Annotated in this window: 19 protein-coding genes; 6 read left to right on the top strand and 13 right to left on the bottom strand. The window is 71.8% G+C overall.

Annotated features, from left to right (window positions below; all coding sequences use genetic code 11):
• Positions 1 to 146: 146 nt before the first annotated feature.
• The 10 genes from ACZ607_RS03640 to rsmH form a co-directional block, all read right to left on the bottom strand.
• Complete coding sequence (locus ACZ607_RS03640) at positions 147 to 941, bottom strand: cell division protein FtsQ/DivIB (RefSeq protein WP_469731305.1); 795 nt, start codon at positions 939 to 941, stop codon at positions 147 to 149.
• Positions 942 to 990: 49 nt separating this feature from the next.
• The gene (gene murG, locus ACZ607_RS03635; RefSeq protein WP_014156748.1) at positions 991 to 2085 is read right to left on the bottom strand and encodes an undecaprenyldiphospho-muramoylpentapeptide beta-N-acetylglucosaminyltransferase; all 1095 of its coding nucleotides are present in this window, start codon (positions 2083 to 2085) and stop codon (positions 991 to 993) included.
• Between the two features lie 6 nt (positions 2086 to 2091).
• The gene (ftsW, locus tag ACZ607_RS03630; RefSeq protein WP_469731302.1) at positions 2092 to 3561 is read right to left on the bottom strand and encodes a putative lipid II flippase FtsW; all 1470 of its coding nucleotides are present in this window, start codon (positions 3559 to 3561) and stop codon (positions 2092 to 2094) included.
• A 128-nt stretch (positions 3562 to 3689) separates the two neighbouring features.
• Positions 3690 to 5132, bottom strand: coding sequence for a UDP-N-acetylmuramoyl-L-alanine--D-glutamate ligase (gene murD, locus ACZ607_RS03625; protein ID WP_469731300.1), 1443 nt, complete (start codon positions 5130 to 5132; stop codon positions 3690 to 3692).
• The gene (gene mraY, locus ACZ607_RS03620) at positions 5114 to 6184 is read right to left on the bottom strand and encodes a phospho-N-acetylmuramoyl-pentapeptide-transferase (protein WP_099176243.1); all 1071 of its coding nucleotides are present in this window, start codon (positions 6182 to 6184) and stop codon (positions 5114 to 5116) included. Before mraY ends, murD begins: the two co-directional genes overlap by 19 nt.
• Complete coding sequence (locus ACZ607_RS03615) at positions 6181 to 7599, bottom strand: UDP-N-acetylmuramoyl-tripeptide--D-alanyl-D-alanine ligase (protein ID WP_469731298.1); 1419 nt, start codon at positions 7597 to 7599, stop codon at positions 6181 to 6183. Before ACZ607_RS03615 ends, mraY begins: the two co-directional genes overlap by 4 nt.
• Positions 7600 to 7603: 4 nt before the next feature.
• Positions 7604 to 9334, bottom strand: coding sequence for a UDP-N-acetylmuramoyl-L-alanyl-D-glutamate--2,6-diaminopimelate ligase (locus ACZ607_RS03610; protein WP_469731296.1), 1731 nt, complete (start codon positions 9332 to 9334; stop codon positions 7604 to 7606).
• A gap of 16 nt (positions 9335 to 9350) precedes the next feature.
• Positions 9351 to 11342, bottom strand: a complete 1992-nt coding sequence (locus tag ACZ607_RS03605) for a peptidoglycan D,D-transpeptidase FtsI family protein (RefSeq protein WP_469731294.1) — start codon at positions 11340 to 11342, stop codon at positions 9351 to 9353.
• Between the two features lie 4 nt (positions 11343 to 11346).
• Positions 11347 to 11868, bottom strand: a complete 522-nt coding sequence (gene ftsL / locus ACZ607_RS03600) for a cell division protein FtsL (protein ID WP_469731291.1) — start codon at positions 11866 to 11868, stop codon at positions 11347 to 11349.
• Between the two features lie 49 nt (positions 11869 to 11917).
• Positions 11918 to 12883, bottom strand: coding sequence for a 16S rRNA (cytosine(1402)-N(4))-methyltransferase RsmH (gene rsmH, locus ACZ607_RS03595; protein ID WP_469731289.1), 966 nt, complete (start codon positions 12881 to 12883; stop codon positions 11918 to 11920).
• A 409-nt stretch (positions 12884 to 13292) separates the two neighbouring features.
• Here rsmH and ACZ607_RS03590 point away from each other — a divergent pair, with 409 nt between their 5' ends.
• The 4 genes from ACZ607_RS03590 to ACZ607_RS03575 all read left to right on the top strand — a co-directional run bounded on the left by ACZ607_RS03590 (position 13293) and on the right by ACZ607_RS03575 (position 18863).
• Positions 13293 to 13835 carry a beta-class carbonic anhydrase gene (locus ACZ607_RS03590; protein ID WP_469731287.1) on the top strand — a complete coding sequence of 181 codons (543 nt, stop codon included), beginning with the start codon at positions 13293 to 13295 and terminating at the stop codon, positions 13833 to 13835.
• 191 nt (positions 13836 to 14026) lie between these two features.
• The gene (locus tag ACZ607_RS03585; protein WP_469731284.1) at positions 14027 to 15076 is read left to right on the top strand and encodes an AAA family ATPase; all 1050 of its coding nucleotides are present in this window, start codon (positions 14027 to 14029) and stop codon (positions 15074 to 15076) included.
• Positions 15076 to 16446 (top strand): DUF58 domain-containing protein, encoded by a 1371-nt coding sequence (locus tag ACZ607_RS03580; RefSeq protein WP_469731282.1) that lies wholly within the window; start codon positions 15076 to 15078, stop codon positions 16444 to 16446. The genes ACZ607_RS03585 and ACZ607_RS03580 overlap by 1 nt, the downstream gene beginning before the upstream one ends.
• Positions 16443 to 18863, top strand: a complete 2421-nt coding sequence (locus ACZ607_RS03575; protein WP_469731280.1) for a transglutaminase TgpA family protein — start codon at positions 16443 to 16445, stop codon at positions 18861 to 18863. The genes ACZ607_RS03580 and ACZ607_RS03575 overlap by 4 nt, the downstream gene beginning before the upstream one ends.
• A gap of 225 nt (positions 18864 to 19088) precedes the next feature.
• Here the strand turns inward: ACZ607_RS03575 and ACZ607_RS03570 are convergent, their stop codons facing one another.
• The 3 genes from ACZ607_RS03570 to ACZ607_RS03560 all read right to left on the bottom strand — a co-directional run bounded on the left by ACZ607_RS03570 (position 19089) and on the right by ACZ607_RS03560 (position 21197).
• Positions 19089 to 19493 carry a DUF3040 domain-containing protein gene (locus ACZ607_RS03570; RefSeq protein WP_356707285.1) on the bottom strand — a complete coding sequence of 135 codons (405 nt, stop codon included), beginning with the start codon at positions 19491 to 19493 and terminating at the stop codon, positions 19089 to 19091.
• 300 nt (positions 19494 to 19793) lie between these two features.
• Positions 19794 to 20552 carry a class I SAM-dependent methyltransferase gene (locus ACZ607_RS03565; RefSeq protein WP_469731278.1) on the bottom strand — a complete coding sequence of 253 codons (759 nt, stop codon included), beginning with the start codon at positions 20550 to 20552 and terminating at the stop codon, positions 19794 to 19796.
• Between the two features lie 102 nt (positions 20553 to 20654).
• Positions 20655 to 21197, bottom strand: a complete 543-nt coding sequence (locus ACZ607_RS03560; protein WP_469731276.1) for an SAV_6107 family HEPN domain-containing protein — start codon at positions 21195 to 21197, stop codon at positions 20655 to 20657.
• A gap of 170 nt (positions 21198 to 21367) precedes the next feature.
• Here ACZ607_RS03560 and ACZ607_RS03555 point away from each other — a divergent pair, with 170 nt between their 5' ends.
• Complete coding sequence (locus ACZ607_RS03555; RefSeq protein WP_469731274.1) at positions 21368 to 22141, top strand: ATP-binding cassette domain-containing protein; 774 nt, start codon at positions 21368 to 21370, stop codon at positions 22139 to 22141.
• Positions 22113 to 24200 (top strand): YhgE/Pip family protein, encoded by a 2088-nt coding sequence (locus tag ACZ607_RS03550; RefSeq protein ID WP_469731273.1) that lies wholly within the window; start codon positions 22113 to 22115, stop codon positions 24198 to 24200. The genes ACZ607_RS03555 and ACZ607_RS03550 overlap by 29 nt, the downstream gene beginning before the upstream one ends.
• Positions 24201 to 24204 lie beyond the last annotated feature (4 nt).

Genomic DNA, 24204 nt, shown 5'->3' with positions numbered 1-24204 from the left:
CTGCTTCTTGGACTCTTCCGAACAGGACACTAAGTCGACAAGTGGCGCACGTTCAACGAACACGCCGAACCTCCCGTTTTTCTTTTCACCCTATGTGATCACCCGTAGCGCTGACCAACCAGGGGGTTGGCCAGGCGAAACGTGCGTCAACTCTTCGACACGGCAGGCGCGGTGGGAGCGCTCACGTCGAAGTGTCCTGCTTTGGGAGACGCCTTCATGAGAGCGGTGAGCACCCGCGCCTTCGCGGGCCCCTGCTCACCACTGCCCCACATCACCGTTCGTCCCCCGGTCAGTTCCAGCACGGCGGAGTCGTACGAGGTGACCCGCACGACCTCGGTCTCCCCCGCCACCTTCCCCGGAAGATCTCCCGCGACACGGACGGCTTCCCGCAGCAGGCGGTCACCGCCGAAGCGGCGAAGGCTCGCCGACCTGTCGGGCTTCAACTCCAGGAGCGGAACATGGGCCGGCGCCTTGTCCACGGTCGCGAAGCGGACACCTTTCGCGTCCACTTCGATGAACTTTCCGCCCTTTTCGACCAGCAGGACCGGTTTCCGTTCGGTCACTTTAAGGCTGACACCGTGCGGCCATGACCGTACGACATCCACCGAGTCGATACGAGGCAACTTCTGGCGCAACCGGTCGGCGATCGCATCGGTGTCCACGGAGATCAGGGGCGACCCGACCGGCGCCGCCGCGGCGGCCTCCACCTCGCTCCGGGTCAGCACCTCGGTGCCGCTGGTCGTCACCCGCTCCAGCCTCAGCCAGGACGAGCCGTAGAGCACCCAGACCGTGGCCGCCGAGATCATGACGAGGCCGAGAACGGCCAGGACCAGCCGCGTACGGCCCGTCAGTCCTGGCCCCTGGGGGCCGATGTGCGGCGGCCGGGCCGGGGTGTCGGCCCGCTCCGCCTCGCCGCGCTGGGCGGTCGTCGGTCCGGCCACGCTCGCTCCTTCGCCGGACCCGGGGCGCACACCCCGGGTCCGCACCGCCTCACGCCTGGCGGCGTGCGGCAATCGCCTCGTACACCATGCCGACGAGCAGGTCGTCGGCGTCCCTTCGCCCGAACTCCGCGGCGGCACGGGACATCTCGTACAGCCGGTGCGGGTCCGAGAGCACCGGGAGGACGTTGCCCTGCACCCATTCCGGGGTGAGCGCCGCGTCGTCCACCAGCAGACCGCCACCGGCGTTGACCACCGGCTGGGCGTTGAGCCGCTGTTCGCCGTTGCCGATCGGCAGCGGGACGTAGGCGGCGGGGAGCCCGACGGCGGAGAGTTCGGCGACGGTCATCGCGCCCGCGCGGCAGAGCATCATGTCGGCCGCGGCGTACGCGAGGTCCATCCGGTCCACGTACGGTACCGGGATGTAGGGCGGCATCCCGGGCATGTTGTCGATACGCGGCAATTCGTTCTTCGGGCCGACCACATGGAGGATCTGGATCCCGGACCGCTGGAGCAGCGGAGCGATGCGTGTGACCACCTCGTTGAGGTGGCGGGCGCCCTGCGAGCCGCCGGAGACGAGCAGCGTCGGCAGGTTGGGGTCCAGCCCGAAGGCCGCACGCGCCTCCGGACGGACCCGGGCCCGGTCGAGGGTGGCGATGGTCCGGCGCAGCGGGATGCCGATGTAGCGGGCACCGCGCAGCTTGCTGTCCGGGGTGGAGACGGCGACCCCGTGGGCGTACCGGGAGCCGATCTTGTTGGCCAGACCGGGCCTGGCGTTGGCCTCATGGACGACGATCGGCACCCCGACGCGCTTGGCCGCGAGATAGCCGGGCAGGGCGACGTAGCCGCCGAAGCCGACCACGCAGTCCGCCTTGGTGCGCTCCAGGATCTGCTCGGCGGCCTTGATGGTGCCGCGCAGCCGTCCCGGGACGGTGATCAGCTCGGGTGTGGGCTTGCGCGGCAGCGGTACGGCGGGGATCAGGGCCAGGTCGTACCCCCGCTCGGGTACGAGCCTGGTCTCGAGTCCGCGCTCCGTGCCGAGGGCAGTGATTCCCACGGTCGGGTCCTGCCTCCGCAGGGCGTCTGCGAGGGCAAGCGCGGGCTCGATGTGCCCGGCGGTCCCCCCGCCGGCGAGTACGACATGCACCGAAATTCACCGCTCTCCGGACGGACGCTTCATGACGCGCCGTCTCATCGTCTTCCATCTGACCCCGGGCCTCCGCATGGCCAGGGCCGCTCTCGCCGCAGGGTCCTCTCGCGCGAAGGCGATCAGGAGTCCGACAGCGAACATGGTCGGCAGCAGGGCCGACCCCCCGTAGGAGAACAGCGGCAACGGGACACCGGCGATCGGCAACAGGCCGAGCACCGCACCGATGTTGATCACGGCCTGCGCCGTGATCCAGGTGGTCACGCCTCCCGCTGCGTACCTCACGAAGGGGTCCTCCGTGCGTCCGGCCACGCGGATACCCGCATAGCCTAGAGCCGCGAAGAGGGCCAGCACCGACAGCGTCCCCGCCAGGCCCAGTTCCTCCCCGGTGATGGCGAAGATGAAGTCGGTGTGCGGTTCCGGAAGTTGACCCCATTTTTCCACACTCGCGCCGAGCCCGGAACCGAACCATCCGCCGGAGGCGAGCGCGTAGATTCCGTGCACCGCCTGCCAGCAGGAGTCACCGGGGCCCGGTTCGGACGCTCCGATGCAGCCGAGCCTGGACATCCGGTTGGGGCTGGTCTTGATGAGCAGGAACCCGATGAGCACGGCGAAGGCGAGCACCCCGGCGAAGAGCCTGGTGGGGGCGCCTGCCAGCCAGAGCAGGCCGAAGAGGATCGCCGTGAGGATGATCGCGGTGCCCATGTCGCCGCCGAGCATGATCAGTCCGAGCAGCATGAAGGCGACCGGCACCAGCGGCACGAGCATGTGCTTCCACTGCGCGAGCAGCCGCTTGTCCTGTTTGCGGGCGAGCAGGTCGGCACCCCAGAGGATGAGCGCGAGCTTGCCGAACTCACTGGGCTGGAGCTGGAAGGGGCCGCCGAGATAGATCCAGTTCTGGTTGCCGTTGACCGACATCCCTATCCCCGGCACCTGGACCAGGACCATCAGGAAGACCGTGCCCATGAGCAGCGGGTAGGCCAGCGCCCGGTGGAGTTTGACGGGCATCCGGGAGGCCAGCAGCATCAGTCCGGCCCCGATCACGGCGGCGATGAACTGCTTGCGGAAGAAGTACGTGCCGGGCCGTGCCAGCTCCAGCGCCTTGATCATCGAGGCGGAGTAGACCATCACGAGGCCGAGCACGGTGATGAGCAGGCTCGATCCGAGGATCAGGTAGTACGCCGTCAGAGGGCGGTCCCAGGCCCGCCGTACGCGCTCGTAGGTCCTGCGCACCCCGGCGCCCCGGCGCGGCCCCGGCTGCACGCCGCCGCCGGCTCCGGAGGGGCCTCGGCCGCGTGGCGCGGGGGCCCTGCGGGGCCCGGTGGCGGGCCTGCTGCGCAGCGCGAGCCCCGCGAGGGGCCCGGAGCCCGCGGGCACGGGTCCGATGGGCAGGGGCGGGGTGAGCGCCCGGCGGATCGCGGCGGTGGCCCGTGAACGGCCGGCCACGCGGGCGGCTGAGCTCTCGTCGGCCGGCATTGTCGCTGTCCCCTCCACTGCTCGTGCCCGGGGCTGTCGCCGGGGCCCTGGCCCGCGGCCGTGCTGCTGACCGCCGGTTCCCGGGCCGTCCGGTCCTCAGGGACGGTACGACGCGGGGGCCGGGCCCGTCAGGCGCTCTCGCCGGCGAGTTCGCGGACCGCGTCCGCGAACGCCTCGCCCCGCTTGTTGTAGTTGACGAACATGTCCATCGAGGCACAGGCCGGGGCCAGCAGGACGGTGTCTCCCGGCCCGGCCAGCCGTGCCGCTTCGCGGACCGCCGCGGACATCGCCCCAGTGTCGGTCCGGTCGAGGTCCACCACCGGTACCTCGGGGGCGTGTCGCGCCAGGGCTTCGCGGATCAGGGCCCGGTCGGCGCCCATCAGCACGACGCCCTTCAGCCGCTTCGCCGCCCCGGTCACCAGCTCGTCGAAGGTGGCGCCCTTGGCGAGGCCGCCGGCGATCCAGACGATCGGGTCGTAGGAGGCGAGGGATGCCTCGGCGGCGTGGGTGTTGGTGGCCTTGGAGTCGTCGATGTACGTGACGCCGGAGACATCGGCGACGTGTTCGATGCGGTGGGCGTCGGGGCGGAAGGCCCGCAGCCCGTCGCGCACGGCCTTCGGGGGTACGCCGAAGGCGCGGGCCAGCGCCGCCGCGGCCAGGGCGTTGGCGATGTTGTGCGGGGCCGGCGGGTTGACGTCGGAGACCTCGGCGAGCTCCTGGGCCTGCTTCTGCCGGTCGGGGACGAACGCCCGGTCGACGAGGATGCCGTCGACCACCCCGAGCTGCGAGGGGCCCGGGGTGCCGAGGGTGAAGCCGATGGCCCGGCAGCCCTCCTCGACGTCGGCCTCGCGCACGAGGTCCTCCGTCGCCGTGTCCTGCGCGTTGTAGACGCAGGCGACGCGGTTGCCCTCGTAGATCCGGCCCTTGTCTGCGGCGTAACCGGCCATGGAGCCGTGCCAGTCGAGGTGGTCGGGGGCCAGGTTGAGCACGGCCCCGGAGTGGGCGCGCAGCGAGGGCGCCCAGTGCAGCTGGTAGCTGGAGAGCTCGACGGCGAGTACGTCGTACGTCTCGTCGCCGAGCACCGCGTCCAGCAGGGACACCCCGATGTTCCCCACGGCGGCCGTGCGCAGGCCGGCGGCCTCGAGGATCGAGGCGAGCATGCGCACGGTCGTGGTCTTGCCGTTGGTGCCGGTGACCGCGAGCCAGGGTGCGGGTTCCCGGCCGTCCTGTCCCCGCAGCCGCCAGGCGAGTTCGACGTCGCCCCAGACGGGGACGCCCGCCTCGGCGGCCGCCAGGAACAGCGGCTTGCCCGGCTTCCAGCCGGGGGCCGTGACGACGAGCTCGGTGGACTCGGGCAGGGTGTCGCCGTCGCCGAGGCGCACGGTGATCCCGAGCGCCTCCAACTCGGCGGCCTGGGCGCGGGAGCGCTCGTCGTCGCCGTCGTTGACGACGGTGACCAGCGCTCCCCGCCCGTGCAGGGCACGGGCGGCGGGGATCCCGCTGACGCCGAGTCCGGCGACCGTGACGTGCTTGCCCTGCCAGTCCACGTTGCTCACTTCTTGGCTGCCCATCCCGCGTAGAAGAGGCCGAGTCCGACGATCACGCACATGCCCTGGATGATCCAGAACCGGACCACCACAAGGACCTCGGACCACCCCTTGAGTTCGAAGTGGTGCTGGAGGGGCGCCATGCGGAAGACGCGCTTGCCGGTCATCTTGAACGAGCCGACCTGGATGACCACGGACATGGTGATCATCACGAAGAGGCCGCCGAGGATGGCCATCAGGAACTCGGTGCGCGAGCAGATCGCGAGACCCGCGAGCGCGCCGCCGAGGGCGAGCGAACCGGTGTCGCCCATGAAGATCTTCGCGGGCGAGGTGTTCCACCACAGGAAGCCGAAGCAGGCGCCCATGAGGGCGGAGGCGACGACCGCGAGGTCGAGCGGATCGCGTACCTCGAAGCAGGCGCTGGGGTTGGTCAGCGTCTCCGCGTTGGCGCAGGACTCCTGGAACTGCCAGAGCCCGATGAAGGTGTAGGCGCCGAAGACCATCACCGACGCACCGGTGGCCAGGCCGTCCAGACCGTCCGTCAGGTTCACGCCGTTGGACATGGCGAGGATCATGAACAGCGCCCAGACGCAGAACAGCACCGGGCCGATCGACCAGCCGAAGTCCTCGACGAACGAGAGCCTGGTGGAGGCGGGGGTGTTGCCGTGGATGTCGGCGAACTGGAGCGAGAGCACCGCGAAGGCGATGCCGACGATCAGCTGGCCGGCCATCTTCGCCTTGGCGCGCAGCCCGAGGGAGCGCTGCTTGACGATCTTGATGTAGTCGTCGAGGAAGCCGACGAGGCCCATCCCGGCCATCAGGAACAGGACGAGGACGCCGGAGAAGCGCATGTCCTCGCCGGTGATCACCTTCGCCAGGATGTACGCGATGATCGTCGCCAGGATGAAGGCGATCCCACCCATGGTGGGAGTGCCCTTCTTGCTGCCGTGGGTACGCGGGCCGTCGTCCCGGATGAACTGCCCGTAGCCCTTGCGGGCCAGAAGTTTGATCAGCAGCGGGGTACCGACCAGGGTCAGGAAGAGCCCTATGGCCCCCGCGAAGAGGATCTGCCTCATCGGACGGCGACCTCGCCCTCGGTCGTCTCCAGCAGTGCCAGGGCGACCTTCTCCAGGCCGACCGACCGGGACGCCTTCACCAGCACGACGTCTCCCGGGCGCAGTTCACTGCGCAACAGGTCGACGGCCGCCTGTGCGTCGGACACGTGCACCGACTCCTCACCCCACGAACCCTCGTTATATGCGCCCAGTTGCAGCCAGGAGGCTTCTCTTCCTCCGACAGCGACGAGCTTGCTGACGTTGAGCCGGACGGCGAGCCGTCCGACCGCGTCGTGCTCGGCGAGCGACGCGTCACCGAGCTCGGCCATCTGACCGAGCACCGCCCACGTGCGCCCCCCGTCTGCCCGTCGGGCCTTGCCCATGGCGGCCAGCGCACGGAGTGCGGCCTTCATGGATTCGGGGTTCGCGTTGTAGGCGTCATTGACGACCGTCACACCGTCCGGACGCTCGGTGACCTCCATGCGCCAGCGGGAGAGGGTGCCCGCCCCGGAGAGCGCATCGGCGATCTCGGTCACGGACATGCCCAACTCATGGGCGACGGCGGCCGCGGCGAGCGCGTTCGACACGTGGTGCTCACCGTACAGGCGCAAGGTCACGTCGCTGCACCCGGTGGGTGTGTGGAGCTCGAAAGCGGGGCGGCCGTCGTCGGTGAGCCGCACGTTCTCTCCCCGTACGTCCGCATCCGGGGCCTCCCCGAAGAGGAGCACCCGGGCTTTTGTGCGGGACGCCATGGCCCGCACGAGCGGGTCGTCGGCGTTGAGGATCGCCGCGCCGTCCTCGGGCAGGCCCTCGACGAGCTCGCCCTTGGCCTGGGCGATGGCCTCGCGGCTGCCGAACTCCCCGAGGTGGGCGCTGCCCACGTTGAGGACCAGGCCGACCCGAGGAGGCGTCAGGTCGGCGAGGTAGCGGATGTGGCCGATTCCGCGCGCACCCATCTCCAGCACGAGATGGCGGGTTTCCGCCGTGGCGCGGAGTGCGGTGAGCGGCAGCCCGATCTCGTTGTTGAGGGAGCCGGGTGTCCATACCGTGGGCGCCTTGCGTTCCAGGATCTGGGCGATCAGGTCCTTCGTGGATGTCTTGCCCGCCGAACCGGTCAGGGCGACGACGGTGGTGCCGAGGCGTTCCACGGCGGCGCGGGCGAGGGCGCCGAGCGCGGCCACGACGTCGTCGACCACGATCGCGGGCACGCCGACGGGACGGACGGCGAGCACGGCCACCGCGCCGGCCTCGACGGCGAGCCGCGCGTAGTCGTGGCCGTCGACACGCTCGCCCGCGAACGCGGCGAACAGGGAGCCCTGCCGCACCTCCCGGGAGTCGATGACGACGGGCCCGGTGACGACGGCGGACGGGTCCGGTACGTCGTGCGGCTGCCCGCCGACGATTCCGGCGATCTCGGCGAGGGAAAGGGCGATCACTTGGTCATCCCTGACTGTTGTTCTCATGGGTGTGTACGCGGTCCTCGGGGGCCTGCGCGGGGTTCGTGCGTCCCAGGGAGCGCTCGATGGCCTCGCGCAGGACCTTCCGGTCGTCGAAGGGACGTACCACTCCGTGGATGTCCTGGCCCTGCTCGTGTCCCTTTCCGGCCACCAGCACGGTGTCACCGGGCTCGGCCCGGGCGACCGCGGCGGCGATGGCCGCGGCCCGGTCGGCCTCGACGAGCACGTCGCCGCGCTCGTGGACGGGGACCTCGGCCGCGCCGGAGAGCATCGCGGCGAGGATCGCGAGGGGGTCCTCGGAGCGGGGGTTGTCGGAGGTCAGTACGGCGGTGTCGGCGAGCCGTGCCGCGGCGGCGCCCATCGGGCCGCGCTTCGTCGTGTCGCGGTCGCCGCCGCAGCCGAGCACGATGTGCACCCGGCCCTCGGCGACCTTCCGCAGGGAGCGCAGGACGGATTCGACGGCGTCGGTCTTGTGCGCGTAGTCGACGACCGCGAGATACGGCTGTCCGGCGTCGACGCGTTCCAGCCGGCCGGGCACGCCCGGGACGTCCGCGATGCCGTCGGCGGCGATCTGCGGGTCGATGCCGGCGACGGCCAGGGTGACGATCGCGGCGAGGGTGTTGGCGACGTTGAACGGGCCGGGCAGCGGGGCCCTGGCGGTGACGCGCTCGCCCTTGGGGCCGATCACGGTGAAGGTGCTGTCCCGGGGACCGACCTCCACGTCCTCGGCCCGCCAGTCGGCGTCCGGGTGGCCCTCGGCGGAGAAGGTGACGACCGGGACGGACGCCTCGCTCACCAGCCTGCGGCCGTACTCGTCGTCGAAGTTGAGGACCCCGAGCTTGCTGCGCTGCGGGGTGAACAGCTGCGCCTTGGCCTGGAAGTAGTCCTCCATCCCGGAGTGGAACTCCATGTGCTCCGGGCTGAGGTTGTTGAAGACGGCGACGTCGAAGACGCAGCCGTCGACCCGGCCGAGCACCAGGGCGTGGCTGGAGACCTCCATGGCGACGGCCTCCACCCCGCGTTCGCGCATGACGGCGAACAGGGCCTGGAGGTCGGTGGCTTCGGGGGTGGTGCGCTCGGACTTGATGCGTTCGTCGCCGATCCGCATCTCGACGGTGCCGATCAGCCCGGTGCTGCGTCCGGCGCCGCGCAGGCCGCCCTCGACGAGGTACGCCGTGGTGGTCTTGCCGGACGTCCCGGTGATGCCGATCTGGAGGAGGCCGACGCCCGGCCGTCCGTAGATCTCGGCCGCGATGTCGCCCATCCGGCCGCGTGGGTCGTCGGTGACGAGGACCGGCAGGCCGGTGGCGGCGGCGCGCTCGGCGCCCGCCGGGTCGGTGAGGATCGCGGCCGCGCCGAGGCCCTCGGCCTGGGCGGAGAAGTCGGCGCCGTGGAAGCGGGCGCCGGGCAGAGCCGCGTACACGTCCCCGGGGCGTACGGCCCGGGAGTCGTGGGTGATGCCGGTGACCTCACCGGAATCCTGCGGTCCGGCACCGAGCCGGGCAGCCAGCTCGCCGATGGACGTCGGCCGGATCCGGTCCGGTCGGGGCGCTCCCGGATAGGTCACAGGCGCGTCCTTCTGAGTGGTTTGGCACTGATCAGCGTGGGGCACGGCGGTGAGCGTACCGGGCGGACCCGGCCTCTCGCGAAGTGAGGGGCCGGGGTTGCGGTACTTCTCGTTCCGGTTCCCGGGATCAGGGGTGATGGTCGTCACTGAGGGTTCCCCCGAGTTACTCGCCGGGCTTGAAGGACACCGGCAGCCGGGCTGGATCGCTGCCGGAGGGAGGGGTCTGGAGGGTCTTCAGGGCGAACTCCATGACCTTCTTGTAGATGGGCCCGCAGATCTGGCCGCCGAAGTAGCTGCCCTTGGTGGGGTTCTGGATGGCGCAGTAGACGGTGACCTGCGGATCGTCCGCGGGGGCGAACCCCGCGAAGGACGCGGTGTAGCCCTTGTAGACGCCGCGTACGGGATCGACCCGGTTGGCCGTGCCCGTCTTGCCCGCGACGCGGTAGCCCTGGATGTGGGCCTTGGTCCCGGTGCCTTCCCGGTCGTCGACCACGGACTCCAGCATCTTCGCCAGGGTCCTGGCGGTCTTCTCGCTGACCACCCGGGTGCGTTCGGGGGCCTCGGAGGCGGTGTAGCGGTTGTCGGCGCCCTTGGTGCCGCGGACGAGGCTCGGTTCGATCCTGACGCCGCCGTTGGCGATGGTCGAGTAGACCGACGCGGCCTGCATGGCGTTGAGCGAGAGTCCCTGGCCGAAGGGGATCGTGTACTGCTGCGAGGTCGACCAGTCCTGGGGCTTGGCGAGGAGGCCGGGCGACTCGCCCGGGTAGTCGAGCCCCGTGGTGCTGCCGATGCCGAATTTACGCAGGTAGGAGTGGAGGACCTCGTTGGCCTCGGCCTGGGTCTTCCCCAGCTGCCCGGTGGCCAGGATGGTGCCGATGTTGCTCGACTTGGCGAGTACGCCGTTGAGCGTGAGGTACCAGGTGGGGTGGTCGATGTCGTCCCGGAAGAGCCGGTCGCCCCGGTGCAGCCGGTTGGGGACGGTGACGTGCGTGTCGGGCGTGGCCGCGCCCTCCTCCAGCACCGCGGCCATGGACATGACCTTGCTGGTGGAGCCGGGCTCGTACACGTCCTGCAGGGCCGCGTTGCCCAGGGCCGCCGCATTGCTCTGCGCGAGGTCGTTCGGGTCGTAGCCGGGGGCGTTGGCCATGGCGAGCACCTCGCCGGTCCGCGTGTTCTGGACGATGACGTAGCCGCGGTCGGCCTTGGACTTCTCGACCTGGTCGGCGATGGCGCGCTGGGCCGCCCACTGGATGTCGCGGTCGATCGTCAGCTCGACGTCGGTGCCGGCGACGGCCGGGATCTCCGTGGAGCCGGCGGTCGGCACGGGGCGGCCGCCCGCCTGGGCGTAGCGGATCTTGCCGTCCTCGCCCTGGAGCTCCTTGTTCAGCTGTGCTTCCAGACCGCCGCCGCCCTTGCCCTCGGCGTTGACGAATCCCAGTATCCCGGCGGCGAGGTCGCCGTTGGGGTACACGCGCTTGGTGGTGGGCTCCTGGAGGACCCCGGCCAGCACGTCGGCCCCGGGTCCGCCCTTCGCCTTGTCCTCGGCCGCCTTCTCGGCGAAGACGGACTTGAGGTCCTTGATCTGCTTCCAGACCTGCGGGGTCTGCCGCCGTGCCAGCACGGTGTAGCGGCTCTTGGGGGTGGAGAGCTTCTTCGCCAGCTCCGCCTCGTCCTTGCCGAGGATCGGGGCGAGCAGGGCCGCCGCCTGCTGCGGCGCGTCCGGGGCCTTGCTGTCCTCGGGGGTGAACAGCTTCGGGTCGGCCGTGATGTCGTGCGCGTCGACGCTGGTGGCGAGGGCGATGCCGCTGCGGTCGGTGATCTCGCCGCGTTCGGCGGCGATCGTGTACTCCAGGTAGCGGTTCTTCTCGGCCTTGGCGGCGTACGTGCTCGCGTCGACCGCCTGCACCTGGAGGAGCCGGATGACGAACGCCAGCATGACGAGGGTCAGGCAGAGGCTGATCAGGCGCAGCCGGGGGCGCGGGCTGCCCAGCCGGATGGACCGGGAGGAGCCGCCTCGTCGCTTCCTGGCCACCGGACGTCCCGGACGCCGGGCGTCGGGGCGGGCGGTGGGCCGGGGGCGTCCCGAGCCGCCGGCCGCGTTGCGGGAGCGCGCGGGGCCGGGTACTCGGCGGCGCGGCGGTTCCTTGGACGGCACTGCGTCACCTGCCGGAGCTCGTCGGGGTCGGGGTGGTCGGGGCCGGAACGGCGGGGGCCGTCGACGGAGTGGCGGAGGACGGCGGCACGGAACCGGAGGGGGACGCGGACCCGGCCGCGCTCGCCCCGGCTTCGGGCGGGGCGGCGGGGGCGGGCTGCGAGGTGGCCCGCTCGGGCACTCCTCGGACGGTGCCGTCCGCGTCCAGGAAGGCGGGGCTGCCGCCGGGGACCATGCCGAGCTCCCTGGCCCGGCGCTCCAGCGCGTCGGGTTCGGAGTACTTGTCGACGTCCCGCTGGAGGGCCTGCTGCTCGTCGGTGAGCTCGGTGGTCTCCCGCTTCAGCTTGCTCAGCCTGAACGATCCTTCATTGAGCGCCGAGTTCAGCAGGAGGAGCGAGATCAGGCCACCCGCGAGCAGCAGCACGACCAGCAGGACGAAGGGGGTACGGGCCGCGGTGCTCGGCCCCGACGGCATCAGCCGGGCGAGCCGGCCGGCCCGCCCCTTCATCTGCTCGGCCGTCCCGGTCACCGCGGAGCCACCGTCCCCGTCCGCTTCCCGACGGTCCGGCGGGGCGCGCTCATCGCTCCTCCTCGCGGATCCGCTGGGCGCCGCGGAGCCTGGCGGGGGCGGCCCGCCGGTTCTCGGCGACCTCTTCCTCGGTGGGCAGTTCGGCGCCGCGGGTCAGCAGCTTCAGCCGGGGCTGGTAGCGCTCGGGGACGACGGGCAGTCCGGGCGGCGCGGTGTTGGCGGCGCCGCCCGCGAAGACCTGCTTGACGAGTCGGTCCTCCAGCGAGTGGTACGAGAGGACGGCGATCCGGCCGCCGACGGCGAGGGCCCCGACCGCCGCCGGGATCGCCCGCTCCAGGACGGTGAGTTCGCCGTTCACCTCGATGCGCAGGGCCTGGAAGGTGCGCTTGGCCGGATTGCCTCCGGTGCGCTTGGCGGCCTGCGGCAGGGAGTCACGGATCAGCTCGACGAGGCGGGCGCTGTTGCTGAAGGGTTCCTTCTCGCGTTCGCGCACGACGGCCGAGACGATGCGCTTGGCCTGCTTCTCCTCGCCGTACGCGCGCAGGATCCGCACCAGTTCGCCCGGCGGGTAGGTGTTGAGCACCTCGGCGGCGCTGACACCGGTCGTCTGGTCCATGCGCATGTCGAGCGGCGCGTCCTGGGCGTACGCGAAGCCGCGGTCCGCCTCGTCCAGCTGCATGGAGGAGACACCGAGGTCGAAGAGCACTCCCTGGACCTTGGGGATCCCCAGCCGGTCGAGGACCTCGGGGAGTTCGTCGTAGACGGCGTGCACCAGCGTGGCGCGGTCGCCGTACGGCGCGAGGCGCTCGCCGGAGAGCCTCAGCGCCTCCTTGTCGCGGTCCAGGGCGACCAGCCGGGCCTCGGGGAAGGCCGCGAGCAGGGCTTCGCTGTGCCCGCCGAGCCCGAGGGTGCAGTCGACGACGACGGGGGGCCGCGGTCCCGTCGCCTCCAGAGCCGGGGCCAACAGGTCCAGGCATCGCTGGAGCATCACCGGGACGTGTCGGGTCTGGCTCAAAGCGCCCTCTCAGGCTCTGTCCCGTGGGGCCGTACATGCGGTCTGGTCCCCGCCCGCCCGGAAGGGGAGGTCGGCCGGCGCCGGGGAAGGAGGCGTCGGCCGGCCGTCGAGCGGGAGAGGGCCGGGCCGCACGTACGCCGCACATCACGGGGAACTCGAAACATGTAAAAATATGCGGAATGCGCTGGCGTGTCGGTAACTTCGCGTCACTTTAGTCCACCCTGCCATTCGATCCATTCCCGATCAACGAACCGCGCAGCGCGTCGCACCGCCGCGGCGGCAGGGGAACCTCACCCGGTCGGACGCCTGGTCGTGAGGCTTGTGGGTTACCTCACAACAAGCCACGTTGACGTTCTTTGTCCCCTTCCACAACACGCCAGGAGCGGTCGCGAACGCTAACGTCGTACCCATGTCGACTTCTGCGCAGCCTTCCTCCCCCGCGACCCGTTCCGAGGGCACGGTCACCGACCGTCTCGTCGAACTGAACGCGCGTTACGCGGAGGCGTTCACCGACCCGGGCATGGACGCGCGGCCCGTCCTGCACGTCGCCGTGGTCGCCTGCATGGACGCCCGCCTCGACCTGCACGCCGCGCTCGGCCTGGAGCTCGGTGACTGCCACACCATCCGCAACGCGGGCGGCGTGGTCACCGACGACGTGATCCGGTCGCTCACCATCAGTCAGCGGGCGCTCGGCACCCGCAGCATCGTCCTCATCCACCACACGAACTGCGGTCTGGAATCGATCACCGAGGACTTCCGGCAGGAACTGGAGCGCGAGGTCGGCCAGCGTCCGGTCTGGTCGGTCGAGGCCTACACGGACGCCGACCAGGACGTCCGCCAGTCGATGCAGCGCGTGCGCACCTCGCCGTTCCTCCTGCACACGGACGACATCCGCGGTTTCGTCTTCGACGTGACCACCGGAACGCTGCGCGAGATCCTGCCCACCTCCTGACGCCCCATCGACATACGGGCCACATCCGGCATATCGCCCCCACTTATCCACAGGCGAGTGACACGAAGCGGTAACGGCAACAAGAATGCGGGTGTGACATCTCTCCGGGTCCTCCGGAGAGTGTCCGTATTTCGGGGCGGGCCGGGCAGCTTTGTGCGTCGGCCCGTGCACAAGGGGCCGAGGAGGGCCGGGTGACGACCTATGACGATCGAGCGAGCCTCACAGATCTGACCACCACAGCGGAGCGGGTACGCAGGTCGGTCGAGGGTGTGATCGAGGGCAAGCCTGAGGTCGTACGGCTTTCGCTGACCGTGCTGCTCGCGGAGGGGCACCTCCTGATCGAGGATGTGCCCGGGGTCGGCAAGACGATGCTGGCCAAGGCGCTGGCGCGGTCCATCGACTGCTCGGTGCGGCGTATCCAGTTCACGCCGGACCTGCTGCCCTCGGACATCACCGGGGTCTCGATCTTCGATCAGCAGCGGCGTGACTTCGAGTTCAAGCCGGGCGCGATCTTCGCCCAGATCGTGATCGGCGACGAGATCAACCGCGCCTCCCCCAAGACCCAGTCGGCGCTGCTGGAGTCGATGGAGGAGCGCCAGGTCACGATCGACGGCACGACCTACGAACTGCCCGACCCCTTCATGGTCGTGGCCACCCAGAACCCGGTGGAGATGGAGGGCACCTACCCTCTCCCCGAGGCTCAGCGCGACCGCTTCATGGCCCGGGTGTCGATCGGTTACCCGAGCGCCGACGCCGAGCTCCAGATGCTCGACGTGCACGGCGGGGCCTCCCCGCTGGACGATCTGCAGCCGGTGGCGCACGCCCACGACATCGTGAAGCTGATCGACGCGGTGCGCACGGTCCATGTGGCCGAGGCCGTCCGGCGGTACGCGGTGCAGCTGGTGGCCGCCACCCGTCAGCACCCGGACCTCAGACTCGGCGCCTCGCCGCGCGCCACCCTGCATCTGCTGCGCGCCGCCAAGGCGTCGGCGGCGCTGAGCGGGCGGGACTACGCCCTGCCGGACGACGTCCAGGCCCTCGCGGTCCCGGTGCTCGCCCACCGGCTGCTGCCGACGGCGCAGGCGCAGCTCAACCGCCGTACGGCCGAGCAGGTCGTGCTGGACATCCTGCAGCGCACCCCGGTGCCGACGTCGGGCGGCGGCACGCCCGCCGCAGCGCAGCCCCAGCACCGGCCCGGCAGCCCGGTGTACGGCGGTCAGCCCGGCGCCCGGCGCCTGTGATGACGGCCGGGGCTCCCGGCCCCGTGGACGAAAGCGACGACAAGGGCAGCCTGCGGGCGGCGCTGAGCGGGCTCACGACACGGGGGCGGTCCTTCCTGGCGGCCGGTGTGGCGGCGGCGGTCTGCGCCTATGTGCTGGGCCAGGGCGACCTGCTCAGGGTCGGTCTGCTGCTGGCGGTGCTGCCCCTGGTCTGCGTCACCGTGCTCCACCGCACCCGCTACAGGGTGGCGGGCAGCAGGCGGCTGTCGCCGTCGCGGGTGCCCGCGGGCTCGGAGGCGCGCGTCCATCTGCGCATGGACAACGTCTCCCGGCTGCACACGGGTCTGCTGATGCTGCAGGACCGTGTGCCGTACGTCCTGGGCCCCCGGCCCCGGTTCGTGCTGGACCGGGTGGAGCCGGGCGGCGTGCGTGAGGTGTCCTACCGGGTCCGCTCCGACCTGCGCGGGCGCTATCCGCTGGGGCCGCTCCAGCTGCAGCTGAGCGATCCGTTCGGGATGTGCGAGCTGACGCGCTCGTTCAGCGCCTACGACACCCTGGTGGTCGTCCCGCGTACCGAGCCGCTGCCGCCGCTGCGGCTGGCCGGGTCGGCCACCGGGTACGGCGACGGCAGACAGCGCTCGCTGGCGCTGGCCGGCGAGGACGACATCATCCCGCGCGGCTACCGCCACGGCGACGACCTGCGCCGCGTGCACTGGCGGTCCACCGCGCGCTACGGCGAGCTGATGGTGCGGCGCGAGGAGCAGCCGCAACGGGCCAGGTGCACGGTGCTGCTGGACACCCGGCGGATCGCCTACCGGGGCGCCGGGCCGGGCTCGGCCTTCGAATGGGCGGTGTCCGGGGCGGCGTCCGCCCTGATGCACATGCTGGAGCGCGGCTTCGCCGTGCGGCTGCTCACGGACGAGGGAAGCGTCGTGCCGGGTGAGAGCGCCGACGGTTTCGCCGGGGCGACCGAGGACTCCGCGGACTCCGCGGGTCTGATGATGGACACCCTCGCGGTCGTCGACCACTCCGACGGCGGCGGTCTCTCCCGCGCGTACGACGTGCTGCGCGGGGGGAACGAGGGGCTGCTGGTGGCGTTCTTCGGTGATCTCGACGACGAGCAGACGGCCGTGGCCGCCAGGATGCGGCAGCGCAGCCGGGGTGCCGTCGCGTTCGTGCTGGACGGGGAGGACTGGGCGCGCGGTGCGGAGGCCGTGCCCGCCGCGCCGGTCTCCGACCATCTGCGGCTGCTGCGGGAAGCAGGGTGGACGGCGGTGGCGGTGCCGCCCGGGACGGAGCTCGCCCGGCTGTGGCAGCAGGCGGGCCAGGAGGGCGGCGGGCAGTCCTCCGCGGCCGGATCGACGACAGGGCTCTCCGGGGGATGGTCATGAGCGGGCGTACCCGACTGGCGCTCTGCGCCTTCGCGGCCACGATGATGGCGGCGGCGTCCTTGCTGCCCCTGGTCGAGACGTCGAAGTGGGTCCTGCAGGCCGCGTTCCTGCTGGCCCTCCAGGCCGGTGTGGGGGTGCTCGCCCGCCGGATGCGCCTGGCGCGGGTCCTCACGGTCTCCCTCCAGCTGCTCGTCACCCTGCTGACGCTGACCGTGGCGTTCGCCAGGGAGTACGCCGTGTTCGGTGTGGTGCCCGGGCCCCAGGCGGTCCAACGGCTCGCCGAGCTGCTGACCATGGGCGCCGACGACGTCAACAGGTACGCCATTCCCGCGCCGGCGACGGACGGCATCCGGCTGATGCTGATCGGCGGGGTGCTCCTCGTGGGGCTCACCGTGGACGTCCTCGCGGTGACCGTCCGGGCCGCCGCGCCGGCCGGTCTGCCGCTGCTCGCGCTGTACTCGGTGGCGGCCGGTCTCTCGGACGGCGGGGCGGGCTGGCTCTGGTTCCTGCTCGCGGCGTGCGGCTATCTGCTTCTCCTGCTGGCCGAGGGCCGGGACCGACTGTCCCGGTGGGGCCGGGTGTTCGGCGGGGTGTCCCGTACGTCGGGCGGTCTGGCGGCCGGTATGGACGGGTCGGGGCGTACGGTCGCGTCGGTCCGTACGGGGCGGCGCATCGGAGTGCTGGCGCTGGGCATCGCGCTGGTGGTGCCCGCGGCCCTGCCCGCCCTGGACGGCGGGCTGCTGGCCGGCACGGGAGGCGGGTCGGGCAGGGGTGGCGGCGGGGGCACGATCTCCGCGGTGAACCCGCTGGTCTCGCTGCAGAACAATCTCAACCAGCCGGAGAACCGCGAGGTGATGTCGTACCGCACCAACTCGGGGAATCCACAGGACTTCTATCTGCGCATCCTGGCCCTGGACCAGTTCAACGGCAGCGAGTGGCGCCCGTCGACCCGCCGGCTGAGGGACGTCCCGGAGAGGCTGCCGCAGCCGACCGGGCTGGGCAGGGACGTCTCCGTCACCGAGGTCCGGACGAACATCTCGGCGTCGCGCTCGTACCAGCAGACGTATCTGCCGCTCCCCTATCCGGCGAGCGAGGTGGACATCGAGGGCCGCTGGAGGTTCGAGCCCGAGGGGCGCACCCTCGTCGGCGACGACGGGCAGACGACGCGCGGCGCGCGGTACGAGGTCAGCAGTCTGGTGGTGGAGCCGACGGCCGGGCAGCTCGCCGGGGCGATGGAGCCGCGTTCGGACGTGGCCCGTGAGTACACCCGGGTGCCCGGATCGCTGCCCGATGTCGTCGGGAAGACCGCCGAGCAGGTGACCGAGGGCGCCGCGAACGACTACGAGCGGGCCGTGAAGCTCCAGAACTGGTTCGCCTCGGAGGGCGGCTTCCGCTACGACACGACGGTGACGTCGGGTACGGGCACGGCGGCGATCGAGCGGTTCCTGAAGGAGAAGGAGGGCTTCTGCGTCCACTTCTCCTTCACGATGGCCGCGATGGCCAGGACCCTGGGCATACCGGCCCGGGTCGCGGTGGGCTTCACGCCCGGCACGGTCCAGGCGGACGGTTCGGTGTCGGTGGGGCTGCGGGACGCGCACGCCTGGCCCGAGCTGTACTTCGAGGGTGTGGGCTGGACCCGCTTCGAGCCGACACCGTCCCGGGGCAGCACCCCGGCGTACACCCTGCCGGACACTCCCTCGCAGGACCCCAGTGACCCGGCGCTGCCGACGGACGGTGCCTCCGTGGCACCGACCGACACCCCCTCCACCTCGGAGTCCTGCCCGGCGCAGGAGCGCCGGCAGGGTCAGTGCGGTGCCTCCACGGCTCCCGGTGCGACGGACTCCGTCGACCCCGGGACCCCGGCGGGCACGGTGGCTCTGTGGGTGCTCGGCTCCCTGGTGGTGCTCACGCTCCCGCTGCTGCCGATGCTCTGGCGGACGCGGGCCCGTGGCCGGCGGCTCGGCTCCTCGGGAGGGCGTACGGCCGCCGACGCGGCGGCCCGGGTGATGGCCGCCTGGGAGGAGATCACCGATTCGGCCTGGGACCACGGCATTCCGCCGGACGAGTCGCTGACCCCCCGCAAGGCGGCGGCGCGGATCGTCCGGCTGGGCCGGCTCGACGGTGCGGCGGCCGCCGCGGTCCACCGGGTCGCGGGGGCGGTGGAGCAGGTGCTGTACGCCCCGCAGCCGGGCACGGCCTCCGCCCTGGCCGAGGACGTACGGGCTGTCCTGGCGGGGCTGCGGGACTCGGCCGGCCGCTGGGACGAGGTGCGGGCGACATTCGCGCCGCGTTCGGCCGTACGGGTGATCTGGGCCGTCTCGGAACGCCGGACGGCGCTCGCCCGCCGATGGTCGGACCACATGGGCCGGGACCGCTGGGCGGCACGGCTGCGGCGGCCCTCACGACAACAGGGCTGACGCCCTGATCGGGGAGCCTGGGCCGGGGCAGCCCCCTGGCCGGGTCCCCGGGCCGGGGGCCCACCACCGGGGCCGGGGCGTACATGCACGCAGACGCGCGTGAGGGGCGGTCGCTGTGAAGCGGCCGCCCCTCACGTGAGGTCCAGCGTCAAGTCATCGGTGTGCGCGGTCCGCGTCCGGGGCCGGTGGCTGGGGCTGTCCACCGCCGACCGGGAAGCGGAAAGCTCACTGGCCCTGTTCGTCGCGGCGGCGCTGCCACCGCTGTTCGATCCGGTTCATCATCGACCGGCGCTGCCTGGGATGTCGGCGTTCGCCTCCGCCCCCGCCCGCACTCCCCGCCGGCTGCTGCTCACCGGGCTTCGGCGCCTTGCGCCATCCGGTGACCGCCAGCACGGCACAGCCCAGCATGACGAGGAAACCCGCCACACTGACCCAGGTCTGCTGGAAAACCATTCCGGCCATGAGGAGCGCGATACCCACCAGAAAACCGGCTACCGCCTGGTAGACCCGTCGCCGGGTGTACCTGCGCAGCCCGCTTCCCTCAAGCGCTGTAGCGAACTTGGGATCTTCGGCGTACAGCGCTCGCTCCATCTGCTCGAGCATTCGCTGCTCGTGCTCCGAGAGCGGCACGGAGTCCTCCTCGTCGTCGGCCGCGGGGGCGACCGGTATGCGGCCCTTCCAGGATAGGCAGGGATTCGCCCCCGTGAAACCCGCCCTCTAGCCATAGCCAGTCCGGACCGCCATTTCGGCTCGGCTGCTGAGGCGTAGATTCCCCGACCTCCGATCCGTCATGCCGGATGGTGTCACCCGATCATACGGGGCCCGCGGCCCGATCGGGTGTTCCAGGCAGTACTCCGTCTGCAGCTGCGTTGCTGATCAGCCGGGCCGCCGCCGCTTCCGGCGCCGTACTCCGGTGGTGTCACGCACGCCTCAGGCGCGCTTCTCCCCCAGAACGTGCAGCTGGGTCGCCACCGAGTGGAAGGCCGGCAGTTCCGCGACGGCCGCCTCCAGCCTGAGGAGCTCCTCCATCGCACCCGGTTCGGTGTCCACGAGAACGCCCGGTACGAGGTCGGCGAAGACCCGCACACCGTGGACCGCGCCGACCTCGATGCCCGCGGCGTCGACCAGTCCGGTCAGCTGGTCCGCGGTGAACCTGCGCGGCACGGGGTCGCCGTCGCCCCAGCGCCCCGCGGGGTCGGTGAGCGCCTGCCGGGCCTCGGCGAAGTGCCCCGCGAGCGCCCGGGCCAGGACGGCGCCGCCCAGGCCGGCGCCGAGCAGGCTGAGCGCGCCGGACGGGCGGAGCGCGTCCACGGCGTTGCGGACGCCCTCGGCGGGGTCGTCGACGTACTCCAGGACCCCGTGGCACAGGACCGCGTCGTAGCCCTCGCGGTCCGCCACCTCGAACAGGCCGAGGATGTCTCCCTGGACCCCTCGGACGCGGTCGGCGACACCGGCCTCCTCGGCACGGCGCTCCAGCGCGAACAGGGCGTTCGGGCTGGGATCGACGACGGTGACCCGGTGGCCGAGCCGGGCGACGGGCACGGCGAAATTGCCGGTGCCGCCGCCGGTGTCCAGCACGTCCAGGGCCTCCCTGCCGGTCGCCTTGACCCGGCGCTCGAGAGCGTCGCTGAGAACCTCCCAGACCACAGCGGTACGGAGGGAGGCTCGGGGGCGCAGCTGGTCCGACACGGCAGTTGACTCCTCGGCACGGTGCCGCCACGGACGGCGGAGCGTGAACGGTGCAGGTGGTACGGGTGCTCTCCACCCTATTGCCTCGCACCGTCCCCACGGTCACCCCGCGTCGGGCCGCTGCCGCCCGGGCCCGTCCCCGCGGGGCTGCGGAAGGACCGGCTGGAGGACCAGCATCCGCTCGACCAGACGCAGGAACATGGCCGCGTCGCGCAGCAGGTCGTCCGCGTCGCGGCTGGAGGCCGCGCCGGGTATGCCCGCCTCCGCACGGGCCCTGCGGGGTGCCCCGGAGGCGAACAGGGCGCTCCATTCGGTGAGTTCCGGTGCGATGTCCGGGAGGACCTCCCAGGCGCTGCGGATCCGCTCCCTGCGGCGCCTGCCGGTTTCGGGCCGCCCGCGGGCGGCGAGCACGGCGGCCGCTGTGCGCAGCGCGGCGAGGTGTGCGGTGGCGTACCGCTCGTTGGGCACGTCGAGGACGGCGGCCTCGTCCAGTCCGGCGTGGGCCTGGGCGAGCAGATCGAGAGCGGCGGGCGGCGCCGTCGTGCGGCGCAGTACGGGGTGGACGTCGGTTGCCGGACCGGTCAGTGAGGGCGCAGGGCTGCCTGCGCGGCGCCGCGGGGCGGCTGCTGCGGACGAGCTGGCCATGACGAACCTCCTGTCGTCGTGTGACGGCTCCGTGGCCGTATGTGTCCATCGTGACGGCCCCCACTGACAATCCCTCAGATCCCACCTCTGACCAGGCACTTTGCTTCGAGCGCGAGTTCGGGCTAGTTTTTTGCACTGACTGGTCAGTTCAAAAACTTGGGGGTGGGTTCGTGGACAGCCCGCACGGGGCGTCGCTGAGCGCCGAGGACTTCGGGCTGAAGGGTCCGCGCGGCTGGGCCTTCCGGGGGGTGGAGTTCAGCGCCGACCCCGGATCGCTCGTAGCGGTGGAGGGGCCCTCCGGCTCCGGCCGTACGTGTCTGCTGCTCGCGCTCACCGGCCGGATGCGCTCCACCCGGGGCCACGCGGAGGTCGGCGGCGAGCGCCTGCCCGGACGGCTCGCCGCCGTACGCGCGTTCAGTGCCCTCGGCCCGGTGCCCGGCGTCAGCGACCTGGACCCCTCCTTCACCGTGGCCGAGCATCTGCGGGAACGGGCGCTGCTGCGGCGCCGGTTCGGCGGTTCGCCGCGCGCCCTGCTGCGGCCCCGCGCCGAACGCGCCGCCACGGCGCGGGCGACGATCGACACCGCCCTGGAGGCGGCGGGACTCGACCTCGCGGAACTCCCCAAGGCCGAACGGACCTCCGTACGGGACCTGGAGCGCCTGGAGGCCCTGCGCCTGTCCGTCGCCCTCGCCCTGATGGGCCGTCCCCGGCTCCTCGCGGTGGACGACACCGACCTCAAACTCTCCGCACCGGACCGCGCCCTGGCCTGGGAGCTGCTGCGCACCCTCGCGGCCGACGGCACCACCGTGCTGGCCGTGTGCAGCGAGTCCCCCGAGGACGCGCTCACCGTGCGCACCCGCCCGACGGCGGAGACCGACGCCCCCGACGACACGACGACCGGGAAGGAAGCGGACGATGCGATCGCCGAGACTGGCCGCGCTTGAGCTGAGGCGGTTCGGCAGGGGCCGGATGCCCCGCGCCGCACTCGTGGCGCTCCTCCTGCTGCCCCTGCTGTACGGAGCGCTCTACCTCTGGTCCTTCTGGGACCCGTACGGGCGGCTCGACCGCATCCCCGTGGCGCTGGTCAACGACGACAAGGGCGCGAGCGCCGAGGGCGAACGCCTCGACGCCGGCGGCGAGATCGCCGGCCGGCTGCTCGACTCGAAGGTCTTCGACTGGCACGAGGTCGGCTCCGCCGAGGCGGAGAGGGGCGTCGAGGACGGGACGTACTACCTCTCCCTGACCATGCCCGCCGACTTCAGCGAGCAGATCGCGTCGAGCGGCGGGGACTCCCCCGAGACCGGCGCCCTCGAGGTCCGTACGAACGACGCCAACAACTACATCGTCGGGCAGATCTCCAGGACGGTCTTCGCCGAGGTCCGCAGCGCCGCGTCCACGAAGGCCTCGCGCGGTTTCCTGGACCGGATCTTCATCAACTTCTCCGGCCTGCACGACGCGACCGCGAAGGCGGCCAAGGGGGCCGACGACCTCGAGAGCGGCCTCACGAAGGCGAAGAAGGGCTCCAAGGACCTCGCGGACGGCCTCACGACCGCCAAGTCGGGCAGCGGCACGCTCTCCACGGGCGTCACCAAGCTGAACAAGGGCGCGGGCGACCTGGAGACGGGCTCCAAGCAGGTCGCAGGCGGCACCCAGCTGCTCGCCGACAAGGTCAACGCGGTCGCCGCCGACGTACGCCCCTTCCTGAAGGACAACGGCAAGGCCATCGGGGACACGGCCCGGCTGGTCGCCGACTCCTCGAAGGCCGTACGGGACAACCTCGACCTGCTGGTGGAGGCGGCGCCCACCGCCTCGGCCGCCGCCCACAAGGCCTCCGACGACCTGACCGAGGTCTACCGCCTCCGCTGCGAGGAGCAGCCGCTCCCCGACCCGGGGGTCTGCCCGCAGCTGAAGCGCGCCAAGACCGCGGCCGAGGACGTCGCCAAGGTCTCCGACGACGTGAACGCCCTGGTCACGAACCAGAAGGGCGACCTCACCGAGCTGCGCACCCAGCTGACCGGCCTGGAGAAGCAGGCCGACGCCCTGGCGAAGCGGGCGCCGAACCTGGACACGGACCTCGCGTCGGCCGTGAAGAAGATCAACGCGCTCAACACCGGCGCGCACAAGGTCGCCAAGGGCGCCGACGCGCTCCACACCGGCCTCGGCACCGCGAAGACGGGGGCCGGGGACCTGGACGCCGGTGTCAAGAAGCTCAAGGCGGGCGCCAAGACGCTGGACAGCGGTCTCTACCGGCTCGGCGACGGCTCCGCGACGCTCGCCCAGGGGCTGAACGACGGGGTCGGCAAGATCCCGGACTACGACAAGAAGGACCGCGACGCCCGTACGGGTGTGATGGCCGATCCCGTGAAGCTGGCCTCCTCCTCGCTGCACGCGGCGCCCAACTACGGCACCGGCTTCGCCCCGTACTTCATCCCGCTCTCGCTGTGGGTCGGCGCGATGGTGGCGTACATGCTGATCCAGCCGCTCAACCGGAGGGCGCTCGCGGCCGGGGCCCCCGCCTGGCGGATCGCGTTCGCCGGCTGGCTGCCCGTCGCCGCGACGGGCCTGCTCCAGGTCGCCGCCCTCATGTCGGTGCTGCACTGGCAGCTCGGACTCCGGATGACGCACGCCGCCGGGACGATGGGCTTCCTGGCGCTGGTGACCTGCTGCTTCGCCGCCATCGTGCAGTGGCTCAACGCCCGCTTCGGCGCGGCGGGCCGGATCCTCGTCCTGGCGGTGCTGATGCTCCAGCTGACCTCGGCGGGTGGCACCTACCCCGTCCAGACCAGCCCCGGGTTCTTCGGGGCGATCCACCCGTACCTGCCGATGACGTACGTGGTGGACGGGCTGCGCCGGCTGATCACGGGCGGCGGACTCGGCCCGGTCTGGCAGGGCTGCGCGGTGCTGGTGGCCTTCACGGCGGGGGCCCTGGCGCTGACCGCGCTCTCCGCCCGCCGCAAGCAGGTGTGGACCCTGGACCGGCTGCACCCGGAGCTGAGTCTGTGACCGC

It is taken from the genome of Streptomyces sp. NPDC104381, from assembly GCF_055583745.1.
Note: the sequence above shows the minus strand (reverse complement) of the source record. Positions and strands in the feature narration are given on the sequence as shown.